Here is a 12,984-nt window from a genome sequence, read left to right on the forward strand (position 1 = left end):
TCACCTTCCGCGCGCAAGCTGCGCGTATATGCCTTCGATCCGCAAGCGGCGAATACGTTGGGCTCGGTCGGATATGCCTACGCAACCATCGCATTGCCGTGGGAAGAAGCCTGGGAAGACAAGCTTGAGATCGGTCCGGTCAACGAGTATCTCGAAGTCATTGATATCGATCCGGCAAGCGGCCAGTTTTACCAGCCGGTCGATCTCAACGACCCTCATCTTCTGGCGCAGGATGGGCTGACGCCATCCGAAGGCAATCCGCAATTCCATCAGCAGATGGTTTTTGCGGTGGCGATGAAGGTCATTCATCTTTTCGAGCGAGCGCTCGGGCGCAAGGTGATCTGGTCGCCGCGCTGGAACAACAAGCCGGGAAAGCAGGGAAGATACGAGGCGGTGAAAAAGCTGCGTATCTATCCGCACGCCCTTCGGGAAGCGAACGCATATTACAGCAGGGAAAAGCGGGCTCTGTTGTTTGGATATTTTCGAAGCTCCAACGCTTCGGCCGGCGCCACTTGGATATTCACCGCGTTGTCGCACGATATTATCGCGCATGAAACCACGCATGCCGTGCTCGACGGCCTGCATCGTAGGTACGCGGAAGCGACCAGCCTGGACAGTCTCGCTTTTCACGAAGCCTTCGCCGACATTGTGGCACTGTTCTCCCACTTTACGCTCACCGAAGCGGTCTATGCGCATATACAGGAAGGTGGAGCACTGGACCGCATGACGCTTCTCAGCGGCCTCGCACAGCAGTTTGCCGCGGGCACTTCGGGGCATCCATCGCTCCGACAATATGTCGGCTCCGAACCTGATCCGGACCACCTCGCGCAAACCACTGAATGCCACGAGCGCGGCGCTATTCTGGTCGCCGCGGTGTTTGACGCCTTCCTCACAATCTTCGGAAAGCGCACCGAAGATCTGCTCCGGATCGGCGGGATCAAACGGGGCGAGAACAAGCGGCTCGACGCCGATCTCACCGCGCGTCTGACGAGGGAGGCCGCCAAGACCGCAGATCATGTGCTTCGCATGTGCATGCGCGCGCTTGATTACATGCCACCTGTCGATGTGAGATTTGGCGAGTTCCTTCGCGGCATAGTCACCGCCGACAACGATCTGGTGCCGGTAGATACCTATAATTATCGCATCGCCTTCGCAGAGGCGTTCCGCCGCCGTGGCATTATGGTCGAAGATTGTCTCTCCATGTCGCCGGAAAATCTGTTGTGGGAAAGTCCGGAGCAGATGCTGGGAAAGAATCCCCTGGATATCGCCGACATCGAGGCAATCGGGCTTGACCTCCGTTCCTATTATGGGCGGGACAAGATCATCGAAATTTCCGAGAAGAATCGTTTCAAGATATGGGATTGGCTGGTTGAGCCTGATCCCCGCAAGCCCTCGGTGGATCGTGACTGGGAAAAGGCACTGGGCGTCTACTTCATGCAGCCAGAGCGCCTGCGCCTGAACAGTATCGACTGGGGACAGGGCCCGAAGGTCGAAGTCCACAGCGTGCGCGCCACGCGCCGAAGTGGTCCCGATGGGCAGGATGTGCGCCAGCTTGTCGTCGAGGTGACGCAGCGACGACGCGGCTATCTTGATCCGGACGAACAGAAGAAGGCGGATAGGGGGCCGCCGCGAAAAAAGGCGGACTTCATCTTCCGGGGCGGCGCGACGTTGATCATCGATCTCAGGGACAACCGTCTGCGTTACGTGATCCGCAAGCGCATTGATGACGAGGAGCGGCTCTGCGAGCAGCGCGAACTGTTGGCGCGGCCCGATGGTTTTGGCTTCACTTATCTGTCCGATGAATCCGGAAGCGGTCGTCGCGAACCGTTTGCGATGGTTCATCGTGGCCAATAGGGGGCGTCAGTGGCAAGGAGAGCAAAAGCCGCGAAGCGGAAATCAGTCGGCACCGCGAAGAAGAATGCGAGGGTAGGACGCAGTACCAGGTCTGCGGCTGGTGCCGCCGGCGCCAGCAGAAAACGGGGAGCCAGCAAGACGGCCAAGACTGCGAAGTCCGTCACGAAGAAAGCCGGGGGCAAGGAAAAGGTGTCTGACCCGCCTACAAACCGCACGCCGCGACCTCCAAGTCCCGGGCCAGGGAATACCTCCTCATCGGCCAACGGTACGGTTTCGATCCGAATGTATCGCGGGATGCTCGGCGACTTCTTTTTTGTAAAGCACGTCGTTGGGGCAGACACCTTCAAGATGTTGATCGATTGTGGTGTGCTCCAGTGCATCGGCACTAAAGCCAGCAAGCCGACAACCTCGCTTGGCAAGGAGCGGATTATTGCCGGCGCTGCCGATTTCATGAAGGATTGCGGCGGTGCACTCGACCTGGTGGTCGCGACCCACGAGCACTACGACCATCTCTCGGGTTTCATTCTGGCTAACGATACGTTCAGGTCGCTCAAAATCGCTAAGGTCTGGATGGCGTGGACGGAGGATCGCACTGACGAGGTCGCGAACGGCTACCGGAAGAAGAAGAACAAGGCGCTGTCTGCGCTAGCGGCGCTGGCGCGAAGCCCAGCACTTGCCGCGACCAGTGATGAAATGAAGACGGTCACCAACCTGCTGCAATTCTATGGCGGGCTCGACAGCGTTGGGGACGGCGCGATGGGCGTGGCGGCGAAAAAGCGTGACGATCTCGCCGGCAATGCAAGCTGCGAGGCGGTGCTGGAATGGTTGAGGGACAGAGCCGGGCCCGGCAACGTCGTCTTTCTGAAGCCGGGCGATGTCGTGCGTTGGGGAGTGCACGATGCGTTCCGCGCCTATGTGCTTGGGCCGCCGCGTGACGATGCAAAGAAGTTGCGTCAGCTTGATCCGTCCGCGGGTGTGGCACGGGAGGTTTATCTCGCACGGGGCGAAGATGTTGAAACGGTGGTTGGGCTGGCTGTGGTCCACGGCGATAACGGCGGCCGGGTGCGCCTCGAGGATCAGCCCTTCGTGCCGCTGCACTGGTGTCCGTACGGAGCCAACGGCAAAAAGTTAAAGGCGAGGGCGCCGAAGCAGAAGCCCAACATTCGAATCGCCGGAATCTATGCGAAAGGCGATGCGAAGTACCGTCGCATCGACGATGATTGGCTGGGTAGCGTCGAAAGCCTGGCGCTGAAGATCGATGGTGACGTGAACAACACTTCGCTCGCGCTGGGACTCGAACTGGACAAGCGCGTGCTGCTTTTCCCAGGCGACGCGCAAGTCGGTAACTGGCTTTCCTGGGGTGATCAAACCTACCCGGCAAATGATACGGCGAGCGGACCCAGGCTTAAGATAGAGGATATCCTGGCGCGCACGATTCTCTACAAGGTCGGGCATCACGCCAGCCACAACGCTACACTGCGCGAACGCGGTCTGGAGCTGATGACGGATCCGCGGCTGTGCGCAATGATCCCTGTGGTGGAGGAGACCGCGCACGAACAGGTAACCAAGAACTCGCCTCATGGCTGGTCCATGCCTTACGGTGATCTCTACAAGCGGCTCAACGAGTTGACCGACGGTAGGATTCTTCGCGGCGACGGTGAGACTGCCGCTGAGAAGAACAAGTTCGGGGCTTCAATTTTCCGTCTTAGCTACGGAACGAATTTCAAACCGAATGATCCGCTCTGGGTGGAACTTGCTCTTGATTTGTAGCGACGGCCCGGCATCAGTCCGTACGGAGAGGTTTATCCATCTTCGCCGCCGAAATACGCCGGCTTGCCGGTGGTCCAGGTTTCGCCCCAGAGCTGACCGCCGCCGTCCACGGTCAGCGTTTCGCCGGTGACGAATTGGGCCGAAGGACCAGCGAGAAAGACAGTGGCTTCGGCGATGTCCCAGGGCGAGCCTGTGCGCATCATCGGGTTCGAGCGCGGGTAGGCGGCGCGGGCCTCCGGCGAATACACGTTCCAGCCTTCGGTTTCGATCGCGCCCGGCGCCACGCAATTGACCCGGATGTTCAGCGGCGCCCATTCGACCGCGACGGCGCGCGACAGCCCGATGACGCCGCTCCGTGCAGCAATCGTGTGTGCGATGCCGTAGAGCCCATGCGTCGTCACAACCACGATGTTGACGATGCTGCCGGGATGCTTGTGGTCGCGCCAGCGTTGCGCGGCGGCCTGCATCATGTACCAGGTGCCGTTCAGATTGGTGTTGATGACGGCGTTCCAGCCCTTCACCGAAAAATCGATCGCGGCTTGGGGAAATTGCCCTCCGGCGCTGTTGATGAGGCAGTCGAGGCGGCCTTGCGCGGCCCAGATCGTGTCGAACAGGACGCTGACCGCGTCGGGCTCCCTGATGTCGGCGACATGCGCCGATGCTTTGAGGCCTCGGCCCGTCAATTGGGTGACGAGCGCGTCGAGCTTGCCGCCGTCGCGCCCGACCACGGCGACATGCGCGCCCAGCCGCGCAAACAGCCAGGCGATCGCCCGCCCGATGCCGCCGGCGCCGCCCGTTACGACGGCGACCTGATCCTTCAGTGCATCGGCCGCGAACAGGGTCGGGCGGGCCGCAAGCTCCTCATCAGTCAGGCCGAGCTTCGCCGGAGACGGTTGATCGGTCATGAACGGCGCGAAACCTTGTTATATGCGGCATCGGCCGTACATTAGCCACGCAACGACAACCATGCAAAACGAGTTTTGATGTCCGATCTTTCCGCCTTCCGGATCACCAAACGCTGGCCCGCCAAACATCCCGACCGCCTTCAGCTCTATTCGCTGCCGACTCCAAACGGCGTGAAGGTTTCGATCATGCTCGAAGAGATTGGCTTGCCCTACGAGGTGCATCTGGTCGACTTCAACAAGGACGACCAGAAGACGCCGGAATTCCTGTCGCTGAATCCGAACGGCAAGATACCGGCCATCCTCGATCCGGATGGTCCCGGCGGCAGACCGCTGCCGCTGTTCGAGTCCGGCGCGATCCTGCAATATCTCGCCGAGAAGACCGGCAAGCTTCTGCCGGCCGATCCGGCGCGGCGATACCGGACCATCCAGTGGCTGCACTTCCAGATGGGCGGCATCGGCCCGATGTTTGGCCAAGTCGGATTCTTCCATAAGTTCGCCGGCAAAGAATATGAGGACAAGCGGCCGCTCGAGCGTTACGTCGCCGAGTCGAGACGCCTCCTTGAGGTAGTGGAGACGCATCTCGCCGGACGGCAATGGATCATGGACGACGAGTACACCATCGCCGACATTTCCATGCTCGGCTGGGTGCGCAACCTGATCGGCTTCTACGGTGCGCGCGATCTCGTTGCGTTCGATACGCTGAAGCAGGTGCCGGCATGGCTGCAACGCGGGCTCGCCCGGCCGGCGGTGCAGCGCGGGCTCGACATACCCAAGCGGCCTTAAGCGGCGTGCTTGAGCAGTTCGTACACCACCGGGTTGTCGGCGCAGGCGCCGAAGCCGCATTCGAGCAGCGTGGTCACCACATTGGCCGCCGTGAGTGCGATCACGAGCCATACCGCGGTTTGCGCGAAGGCGCCGCCGGTGGCCGGCAGCACGGCGCGGTCTTCCTCGAACTGGCGGTCGAACAGCAGGATCGCCGCAAGCAGGACGATGGCCGTAATGAAGCCGATCAGCGCCCAGGTATAATAGTGATAGCCGAGCAACGCCGAACCGTAGCCGGCGTCGCCGGGCATGATATGCAGCAGCACCTGCCGGGTCGACGCGACGGCGCCTGCCACCGCCGCCAGCAGCGACATCGCATAATGGCTGGGACGGGGGCCGAAGCGGATATTGAGGATCGGGCCGACGGCGAGAGCCGCGAACAGGATGCGCTGCAGCAGGCAGAGCGGGCAGGGCAGCTCATGAAGAATGAACTGCGCCGCATAGGCCGCCGCAAGCACCAGCGCCACCGCGTAGAGGCTGAGTGCATTCAACGTAATGGCACGCGCCTGGGTCATGCGTCCTCAGAACGACAATTTCAGCGTATCGGTCGCGTGATGCAGATAGGTGGCGATGCACGCGATCAGCGCGGCCCCGAACAGGCCGAGCGCCAGCGGACGCCGACCGCGCCAAGCGATCAGCATCACGATGACTATGGCCAGAAACAATACGGTGAATTCCATCGGCTGGTCCCGGCACGGAATGATACGTCAGTCTATGATAGATTCGTCGATCTGCTTAATTCTAATCCGGTCCGGCAGGACCAATAACGACATTCCGGAATGCAACGACAATGCCCATCACCATCTACGGCATCAAGAACTGCGATACGATGAAGAAGGCGCGCGCCTGGCTCGACGATCACGGCGTGGCCTACGACTTTCACGATTACAAGCTTGCCGGCATCGGCAAGGACAAGCTCAAGCAATGGTCCGACAAGGTTGGCTGGGAAATACTGCTCAACCGCGCCGGCACGACGTTCAAGAAGTTGCCCGACAGCGACAAGGAAGGCCTCAACGAGCGCAAGGCGTTGGCGCTGATGCTGGCGCAGCCCTCGATGATCAAGCGGCCGGTGCTCGATCTCGGCGGCAAATTGCTGGTCGGGTTCAAGCCGGATATCTATGCAAGCGAGGTCGCGTCGAAGCCGCGCGGGCGGAAGGCCTAATCGAATTCGAGTTCATCGCCGGATGGAATGCGGCCTGGCGCGCGATGGAAGAGATCGCGGTCGATGATGGCGCGAAGCTTCGGCACCGGCAGTTGGTCGTTTCCGCGCATCAGATTCTTGATCTCGAAGCCGCCATCCTCGCTGATGGTTTTCAGCGAAGCGATGACATGGGTGACGCTGCCGTCATCCGAGAACGGCAGCAACAGCCGCTCATAGGCGACGATTCGCCCGTAGATGTCGTCGATATTGGCGATGGTATAGGCAGGAAGACGGCGCGCGATGCATTCATGATAGACGGGCATCACGATCGGAGCGAGCCTTGCGCCGAGATACTCGTCGAGATAGCGGCCCTTGCCGGTATTCCCATAAGCCGTCGACATCCGCGTGCCGTCGCTCTGGATGGTCAGGCGCGGCGGCTGGGTGCTGGTATCGACGGTGTAGAGTACCAGGTCGGGAAGTTCGTCCTCGATCCGCGCCGGCTGGTATTCCGCCATGCGCGGTATCGATTGGTCGCGGGCGTAAAGCCGCAGCCAGGTGTTCAGCAGGTCGCGCTGCTTGATGGATTTGATGACCGACGGTCCGGCGCTTTCAAATTTCAAGGCGGCAATTCCTGCGCGATCCAAATCGCGAGATGATGCGCCCCGAGGGGAAATATTGTGTGAAAGCGCGCCCGATTGCAGCAAAACACCGTTAACGATGGCTTGCCGGCGCGAGGTTGCGGTTGAGCGTGGCTCGTGGCCCGGCCGAGCCGCGCCGGCGCGCTATTCGACTTATGGCGCATCCGGAACCGCAAGCGCACGGTCGGGCGTGGCAGCATTCCGCCTTGCCTAATCCATCGCGTTGACGGCATATTCCGGCCGGAGGCGGCGGGCTCGGGACGGTTTCCAGGACGTCCAAGAGAGCCTGCCCGAACAGGAAAAAACTGGCCGCGCGCGGGCGAACTCGCGGAGACGGCTAAGGGGGAAATTTGTTTGGCTGATGAGTTCATTCTCGAAACCCACGGATTGACCAAGGAATTCGCGGGTTTCTTCGCCGTTCGCGATGTCGCCCTCAAGGTACGGCGCGGCAGCATTCATGCGTTGATCGGGCCGAATGGCGCCGGCAAGACGACGTGCTTCAACTTGTTGACCAAGTTTCTGAGGCCGTCTGCAGGGCAGATCCTGTACAAGGGGCAGGACATCACCGCGATGGCGCCGGCCGATGTGGCTCGCCTCGGCTTGGTGCGTTCGTTCCAGATTTCGGCGGTGTTTCCACACCTGACGGCGCTGGAAAACGTTCGTGTCGCGCTACAGCGCCAGCATGGAAGCTCGTTCGATTTCTGGCGCTCCAAGCGCGTGCTCGACCGATTCAACGGCCGCGCCCTCGACTTGCTGAACGACGTGGGCTTGAGCGAGTTCGCCAATACACCGGCGGTCGAGATGCCCTATGGACGCAAGCGCGCGCTGGAGATTGCGACGACGCTGGCGCTCGACCCGGAAATGATGCTGCTCGATGAGCCTATGGCGGGCATGGGTCATGAAGACATCGACAAGATCGCAGCCCTAATCAAGCGTATCTCGGCGAGGCACACCATCCTGATGGTCGAACATAATCTCTCCGTGGTCGCCGACCTGTCCGATATCATCACTGTGCTGACGCGCGGTCAGGTGCTGGCGCAAGGCGATTATGCCGAATTGTCCAAGGACGAGCGCGTCAAGGAAGCCTATCTGGGGGCCGGTCATGCCTGAGTTGAAAATGGCCGAAGCCACCGCCAAACCGGCGGGCGCGGAGATTCTTTCCGTTTCCGACCTGCAGGCCTGGTACGGCGAATCGCATATCCTTCACGGCATCAACTTCAATGTGAAGGCGGGCGAGGTGGTCACGCTGCTCGGCCGCAACGGCGCCGGCAAGACCACGACGCTGAAGTCGGTGATGGGAATTATCGGCAAGCGTACCGGGTCGATCCGTTTTAACGGTCAGGACATCACGCGCGCCTCGTCCGATAGGATCGCGCGCCTAGGCATCGCATTCTGTCCCGAGGAGCGGGGCATTTTCGCAAGCCTCGACGTGCGCGAAAACCTGCTGCTGCCGCCGATCGTGCGCAGTGGCGGGCTGTCGCTCGACCAGATCTTCGAATTGTTTCCGAACCTGAAAGAGCGCCTCAACAGCCAGGGCACCAAGCTTTCGGGCGGCGAGCAGCAAATGCTAGCGATCGCAAGAATCCTGCGCACCGGCGCACGGTTTCTGATGCTGGACGAGCCGACCGAAGGTTTGGCGCCCGTCATCATCCAGCAGATCGGTCACACCATCGCTCGGCTGAAGTCGGAAGGCTTTACCATCCTGCTCGTCGAACAGAATTTCCGCTTCGCCTCCACGGTGGCCGACCGCTACTACATCGTCGAGCACGGTAAGGTCATTGACGGTTTTGCGAATTCGGAGTTGTCGGCCAATATGGACAAGCTCCACACCTATCTCGGCGTTTAATCGGTACTTTGCTGCACTCTGGAATAATGGAGATACTATGAAACATCGGATTTCAGCGCTCTTCCTCGGCACCGCTCTGGCACTTGCCGCAGGCAGCGCCGTGGCGCAAGACAAGACGGTCAAGATCGGCGTGCTCACCGACAATTCCGGACTTTACTCTGACCTTGGCGGCGCCGGCTCGACGGTCGCCGCCCAGATGGCGGTCGAGGATTCCGGCCTTGCGGCCAAGGGCTGGAAGATCGACATCGTCTCCGCCGACCACCAGAACAAGCCCGACATCGGCACCACCGTCGCCCGTCAATGGATCGACGTCGACAAGGTCGATATCTTCGTGGATGTGCTGAACTCCGGCGTGGCGCTGGCGGTCAACAATCTGGTGAAGGAAAAGAACGCCATCATGATCAATACCGGCGCGGCGACGTCGGATCTCACCAATACGCAGTGTTCGCCGAACACGATTCACTGGGTCTACGACACCTACATGCTCGCCAACTCTACCGGCCAGGCGCTGGTGAAGGCCGGTGGCGATACCTGGTACTTCCTGACTGCGGATTACGCGTTCGGCCACGCGCTGGAACGCGACACTTCCGCGGTCGTCGTCAAGTCGGGCGGCAAGGTTATCGGCACCGTCAGGCACCCCCTGAATTCGTCGGACTTCTCCTCGTTCCTGCTGCAGGCACAGGCGTCCAAGGCCAAGATCATCGGCATGGCAAACGCCGGCGGCGACACCACCAATACCATCAAGCAGGCTGCAGAGTTCGGCATCGTCTCGGGCGGGCAGAAGCTCGCGGGACTGCTGCTGTTCATCAACGACGTCCACTCCCTCGGCCTCAAGGTGGCTCAGGGCCTGAACTTCACGGAAACCTTCTACTGGGATCTGAACGACGGCACCCGCGCGTTTTCGAAGCGTTTCTCCGAGCGGATGAAGAACAAGGCGATGCCGTCGATGGTGCAGGCCGGGGTGTATTCGGGCCTGATCCACTATTTCAAGACGATCGATGCAATGGGCGGCAATCCGCACGATGGCGTCAAGGTGGTGGCGAAAATGAAGGAAACGCCCACCGATGATCCGCTGTTCGGCAAGGGCACGATCCGCCCCGACGGCCGCAAGCTTCATCCGGCCTACCTGTTCGAGGTCAAGAAACCCTCCGAATCCAAGGGGCCGTGGGACTATTACAAGCTGATCGGCACCACTCCCGGCGAGCAGGCCTTCCGGCCGCTTTCGGAAAGCGCCTGTCCGCTGGTAAAGAAGTAACAACGATGGCCCGTCGGCGTCATGCCGGCGGGCCTTCTCTCGCGGCCCAAGCTAACCCGCATCATAACGAGATTGAGTGCGAAACCGATGCAAGCTCTCTACGCCCAGCTTTTGGTGGGATTGATCAACGGATCATTCTACGCGCTGCTCAGTCTCGGGCTCGCCGTGATCTTCGGCATGCTCAACATCATCAATTTCGCCCATGGCGCGCTCTACATGATGGGCGCGTTCTGCGCATATTTTCTGCTGCATCTCACGGGGATTGGATACTGGTGGGCCCTGATCATCGCGCCGATTGTCGTCGGCATCTTCGGCATGATCCTCGAACGGACCATGCTGCAATGGCTGGCCGGTCTCGACCACCTCTACGGGCTGTTGTTGACGTTCGGCATCGCGCTGATCGTGCAGGGCGTGTTCCAGAATTACTTCGGCTCGTCCGGCCTGCCGTACGCGATTCCTGATTATCCGGAGGTCGGCGGGTTCCGCGGATTACAGGGCGGCATGAATCTCGGATTCATGTTCCTGCCGATCTACCGCGGCTGGGTCGTCGTCTTCTCGCTCGTGGTGTGCCTTGCGACCTGGTTCCTGATCGAGAAGACCCGGCTCGGCGCCAATCTGCGTGCGGCGACTGAAAACCCAACCCTGGTACGCGCATTCGGCATCAACGTGCCGCGGATGATCACGCTGACCTACGGCCTCGGCGTCGGCTTGGCGGCGCTGGCCGGCGTATTGTCCGCGCCGATCAACCAGGTCCGGCCATTGATGGGCGCGGACCTGATCATCGTCGTGTTCGCGGTGGTGGTGATTGGCGGTATGGGATCGATCATGGGATCGATCATCACCGGATTTGCGCTCGGCGTAATCGAGGGACTGACCAAGTATTTTTATCCCGAAGCTTCCAACACCGTGGTGTTCGTCCTGATGGTGCTGGTGTTGCTGCTGAAGCCAACGGGACTGACTGGACGGGCTGCCTGACATGAGCACATTGACTGACGACACACTGCCGATAACGCCGCAAGCGATGCGCGACGAAATGATCGTGTTCGCCGGGATGGCGGTGCTGCTGGGGCTCGTACCCCTGACGGGCATCTATCCGTTCTTCGTGATGCAGGCGCTGTGCTTCGCGCTGCTTGCTTGCGCTTTCAACCTCCTGATCGGCTATGGCGGCCTGCTGTCGTTCGGCCACGCCATGTTTCTGGGGACCGCGGGCTACTGCTCGGCGCATGCGCTCAAGGTCTGGGGTGTAACGCCGGAAGTCGGAATTCTGGTCGGTGTCGCCGGCGCCGCCGCGCTTTCCGTCGTCACCGGCTTCATCTCGATCCGTCGCCAGGGCATCTACTTTTCGATGATCACGCTGGCGCTCTCGCAGCTCCTGTATTTCATCTATCTGCAGGCACCGTTCACGCATGGCGAGGACGGCATCCAGGGTATTCCGCAGGGCTATCTGTTTGGAATATTCAATCTCGCCAAGCCCACGGTGCTTTACTACGTGGTGCTTGCCGGATTCCTCGGCGGCTTCCTCCTGATCTACCGCACCATCAACTCGCCGTTCGGCGAGGTCTTGAAAGCCATTCGCGAAAACGAGCCGCGCGCGATCTCGCTGGGCTACAAGACTGACCAGTACAAGCTGCTCGCTTTCATCCTCTCCGGAACGATTGCGGGCTTTGCGGGTTCGCTGAAGGTGTTCGTGGCGCAGAACGCCTCCCTCACCGACGTGCACTGGACGATGTCGGGTGAAATCGTGCTGATGACGCTGGTCGGCGGCCTCGGCACGGTGTTCGGTCCGGTCGTTGGGGCCTTCGTTATCATTGCCATGCAGCAATATCTGGCCGGCTTCGGCCAATGGGTGACGGTGATCCAGGGCGTCATCTTCGTGGCCTGCGTGTTGACGTTCCGCCGAGGCATCATCGGCGAGATCGCGCATTATTTCCGCCGATCCCTCTAAAAACGGCGGTTTGGGCGCAGTTTTTCGGCTCCACAAAGTGGTGGATGACCCGGTTCCTGGGGCCGGACGTCGCGCGCTTTTCCCTCGAATGATCTATGACAGTTTTGTGACAGCGCGCTCCGCGGCTGTTTCTGAACGACGGAAAAAATACCCATGCTGCGCTGGTTTCGTGCCTTTTTGCCCAAAGAGGAGCGGTTTTTTGACCTATTTGCCCGCCACGCCCAGACGGTCGTGCAGGGCGCGCTGGCGTTGCAGGACATGATGCGCGGCGGCGACGAGACGCCGGTATTCTGCCAGCGAGTCAATCAGTTCGAACACGACGCCGACGGAATCACCCGCGAGGTCCTGACCGCGGTCCGCCGCACCTTCATTACCCCGTTCGACCGCGGCGACATCAAGAATCTGATCACGTCGATGGACGACGCGATCGACCAGATGCAGCAGACCGCGAAGGCGGTGGTGCTGTTCGAGGTCCGAACGTTCGAGCCTCCGATGCGCGAAATAGCCACGCTGTTGGTCGAGTGCGCCAATCTCGTCAGCCGCGCGATCCCGCTGATGCAGTCGATCGGCAACAACGTCGCGATGCTGACCGCCATCACCGAGGAAATCGGAAAGCTGGAGGGCCGTATCGACGATCTTCACGACATCGGCTTGAAGGAACTGTTTCTCAAGCACCGCAACGGCAATTCGATGGACTTCGTCGTCGGCGCCGAGATCTACAAGCATCTCGAAAAAGTATCCGATCGCTTCGACGACGTCGCCAACGAGATCAACTCGATCGTGATCGAACAGGTATAGGGCAGGGCCA

At 60.6% G+C, this 12,984-nt stretch carries 15 protein-coding genes; 10 read left to right on the top strand and 5 right to left on the bottom strand.

From position 1 onward, the window contains the following. On the bottom strand, positions 1-309 hold the full coding sequence (locus tag V1290_RS33995) for a hypothetical protein (RefSeq protein WP_334368400.1): 309 nt from the start codon (positions 307-309) through the stop codon (positions 1-3). Here V1290_RS33995 and V1290_RS34000 point away from each other — a divergent pair. After that, positions 289-1,854 (top strand): hypothetical protein, encoded by a 1,566-nt coding sequence (locus tag V1290_RS34000; RefSeq protein WP_334368401.1) that lies wholly within the window; start codon positions 289-291, stop codon positions 1,852-1,854. The genes V1290_RS33995 and V1290_RS34000 overlap by 21 nt on opposite strands. A 294-nt stretch (positions 1,855-2,148) precedes the next feature. Then, a complete protein-coding gene (locus V1290_RS34005; protein WP_334368402.1) occupies positions 2,149-3,624 on the top strand; it encodes a hypothetical protein in 1,476 nt (491 codons plus the stop codon). A 32-nt stretch (positions 3,625-3,656) separates the two neighbouring features. Here V1290_RS34005 and V1290_RS34010 read toward each other — a convergent pair whose 3' ends face one another. Further along, entirely contained in the window at positions 3,657-4,529 is an 873-nt protein-coding gene (locus V1290_RS34010; RefSeq protein ID WP_334368403.1) for an SDR family oxidoreductase, read from the bottom strand. A 78-nt stretch (positions 4,530-4,607) separates the two neighbouring features. Here V1290_RS34010 and V1290_RS34015 point away from each other — a divergent pair, with 78 nt between their 5' ends. Next, a complete protein-coding gene (locus tag V1290_RS34015; RefSeq protein ID WP_334368404.1) occupies positions 4,608-5,312 on the top strand; it encodes a glutathione S-transferase family protein in 705 nt (234 codons plus the stop codon). On the opposite strand, the gene V1290_RS34020 is transcribed toward V1290_RS34015, so the two are convergent. Then, positions 5,309-5,866, bottom strand: coding sequence for a disulfide bond formation protein B (locus V1290_RS34020; RefSeq protein WP_334368405.1), 558 nt, complete (start codon positions 5,864-5,866; stop codon positions 5,309-5,311). The two genes, V1290_RS34015 and V1290_RS34020, sit on opposite strands and share 4 nt — an antisense overlap. Positions 5,867-5,872: 6 nt before the next feature. Then, positions 5,873-6,031, bottom strand: a complete 159-nt coding sequence (locus V1290_RS34025; protein ID WP_334368406.1) for a DUF5993 family protein — start codon at positions 6,029-6,031, stop codon at positions 5,873-5,875. Positions 6,032-6,141: 110 nt separating this feature from the next. On the opposite strand from V1290_RS34025, the gene V1290_RS34030 reads away from it, so the two are divergent. Continuing rightward, positions 6,142-6,513: an ArsC family reductase gene (locus tag V1290_RS34030; RefSeq protein WP_334368407.1), complete on the top strand. Its 372-nt coding sequence runs from the start codon at positions 6,142-6,144 to the stop codon at positions 6,511-6,513. On the opposite strand, the gene V1290_RS34035 is transcribed toward V1290_RS34030, so the two are convergent. Continuing rightward, positions 6,510-7,112, bottom strand: coding sequence for a PAS domain-containing protein (locus V1290_RS34035; RefSeq protein ID WP_334368408.1), 603 nt, complete (start codon positions 7,110-7,112; stop codon positions 6,510-6,512). The two genes, V1290_RS34030 and V1290_RS34035, sit on opposite strands and share 4 nt — an antisense overlap. Positions 7,113-7,484: 372 nt before the next feature. Here V1290_RS34035 and V1290_RS34040 point away from each other — a divergent pair, with 372 nt between their 5' ends. The 6 genes from V1290_RS34040 to V1290_RS34065 all read left to right on the top strand — a co-directional run bounded on the left by V1290_RS34040 (position 7,485) and on the right by V1290_RS34065 (position 12,974). Then, complete coding sequence (locus V1290_RS34040; protein WP_334368409.1) at positions 7,485-8,240, top strand: ABC transporter ATP-binding protein; 756 nt, start codon at positions 7,485-7,487, stop codon at positions 8,238-8,240. Then, a complete protein-coding gene (locus tag V1290_RS34045) occupies positions 8,233-8,976 on the top strand; it encodes an ABC transporter ATP-binding protein (protein ID WP_334368411.1) in 744 nt (247 codons plus the stop codon). Before V1290_RS34040 ends, V1290_RS34045 begins: the two co-directional genes overlap by 8 nt. A gap of 37 nt (positions 8,977-9,013) precedes the next feature. After that, complete coding sequence (locus V1290_RS34050) at positions 9,014-10,231, top strand: ABC transporter substrate-binding protein (protein ID WP_334368412.1); 1,218 nt, start codon at positions 9,014-9,016, stop codon at positions 10,229-10,231. A gap of 87 nt (positions 10,232-10,318) precedes the next feature. Then, positions 10,319-11,206: a branched-chain amino acid ABC transporter permease gene (locus V1290_RS34055; RefSeq protein ID WP_334368413.1), complete on the top strand. Its 888-nt coding sequence runs from the start codon at positions 10,319-10,321 to the stop codon at positions 11,204-11,206. A gap of 1 nt (position 11,207) precedes the next feature. After that, the gene (locus tag V1290_RS34060) at positions 11,208-12,176 is read left to right on the top strand and encodes a branched-chain amino acid ABC transporter permease (protein WP_334368414.1); all 969 of its coding nucleotides are present in this window, start codon (positions 11,208-11,210) and stop codon (positions 12,174-12,176) included. Positions 12,177-12,329: 153 nt separating this feature from the next. Continuing rightward, positions 12,330-12,974, top strand: coding sequence for a DUF47 domain-containing protein (locus V1290_RS34065; RefSeq protein ID WP_334368415.1), 645 nt, complete (start codon positions 12,330-12,332; stop codon positions 12,972-12,974). The last annotated feature ends 10 nt before the right edge of the window (positions 12,975-12,984 follow it).

It is taken from the genome of Bradyrhizobium sp. AZCC 1578, assembly GCF_036924675.1.
Taxonomy (GTDB): Bacteria; Pseudomonadota; Alphaproteobacteria; order Rhizobiales; family Xanthobacteraceae; genus Bradyrhizobium.

Excerpts from the sequence above, each read along its gene's own strand:
- V1290_RS34045 (WP_334368411.1), top strand. The coding sequence starts at position 8,233 with ATGCCTGAGTTGAAAATGGCCGAAGCCACCGCCAAACCGGCGGGCGCG.
- V1290_RS34020 (WP_334368405.1), bottom strand. The coding sequence starts at position 5,866 with ATGACCCAGGCGCGTGCCATTACGTTGAATGCACTCAGCCTCTACGCG.
- V1290_RS34015 (WP_334368404.1), top strand. The coding sequence starts at position 4,608 with ATGTCCGATCTTTCCGCCTTCCGGATCACCAAACGCTGGCCCGCCAAA.
- V1290_RS34010 (WP_334368403.1), bottom strand. The coding sequence starts at position 4,529 with ATGACCGATCAACCGTCTCCGGCGAAGCTCGGCCTGACTGATGAGGAG.
- V1290_RS34065 (WP_334368415.1), top strand. The coding sequence starts at position 12,330 with ATGCTGCGCTGGTTTCGTGCCTTTTTGCCCAAAGAGGAGCGGTTTTTT.
- V1290_RS34005 (WP_334368402.1), top strand. The coding sequence starts at position 2,149 with ATGCTCGGCGACTTCTTTTTTGTAAAGCACGTCGTTGGGGCAGACACC.
- V1290_RS34060 (WP_334368414.1), top strand. The coding sequence starts at position 11,208 with ATGAGCACATTGACTGACGACACACTGCCGATAACGCCGCAAGCGATG.
- V1290_RS34050 (WP_334368412.1), top strand. The coding sequence starts at position 9,014 with ATGAAACATCGGATTTCAGCGCTCTTCCTCGGCACCGCTCTGGCACTT.
- V1290_RS34055 (WP_334368413.1), top strand. The coding sequence starts at position 10,319 with ATGCAAGCTCTCTACGCCCAGCTTTTGGTGGGATTGATCAACGGATCA.
- V1290_RS34025 (WP_334368406.1), bottom strand. The coding sequence starts at position 6,031 with ATGGAATTCACCGTATTGTTTCTGGCCATAGTCATCGTGATGCTGATC.
- V1290_RS33995 (WP_334368400.1), bottom strand. The coding sequence starts at position 309 with ATGAATGACCTTCATCGCCACCGCAAAAACCATCTGCTGATGGAATTG.
- V1290_RS34030 (WP_334368407.1), top strand. The coding sequence starts at position 6,142 with ATGCCCATCACCATCTACGGCATCAAGAACTGCGATACGATGAAGAAG.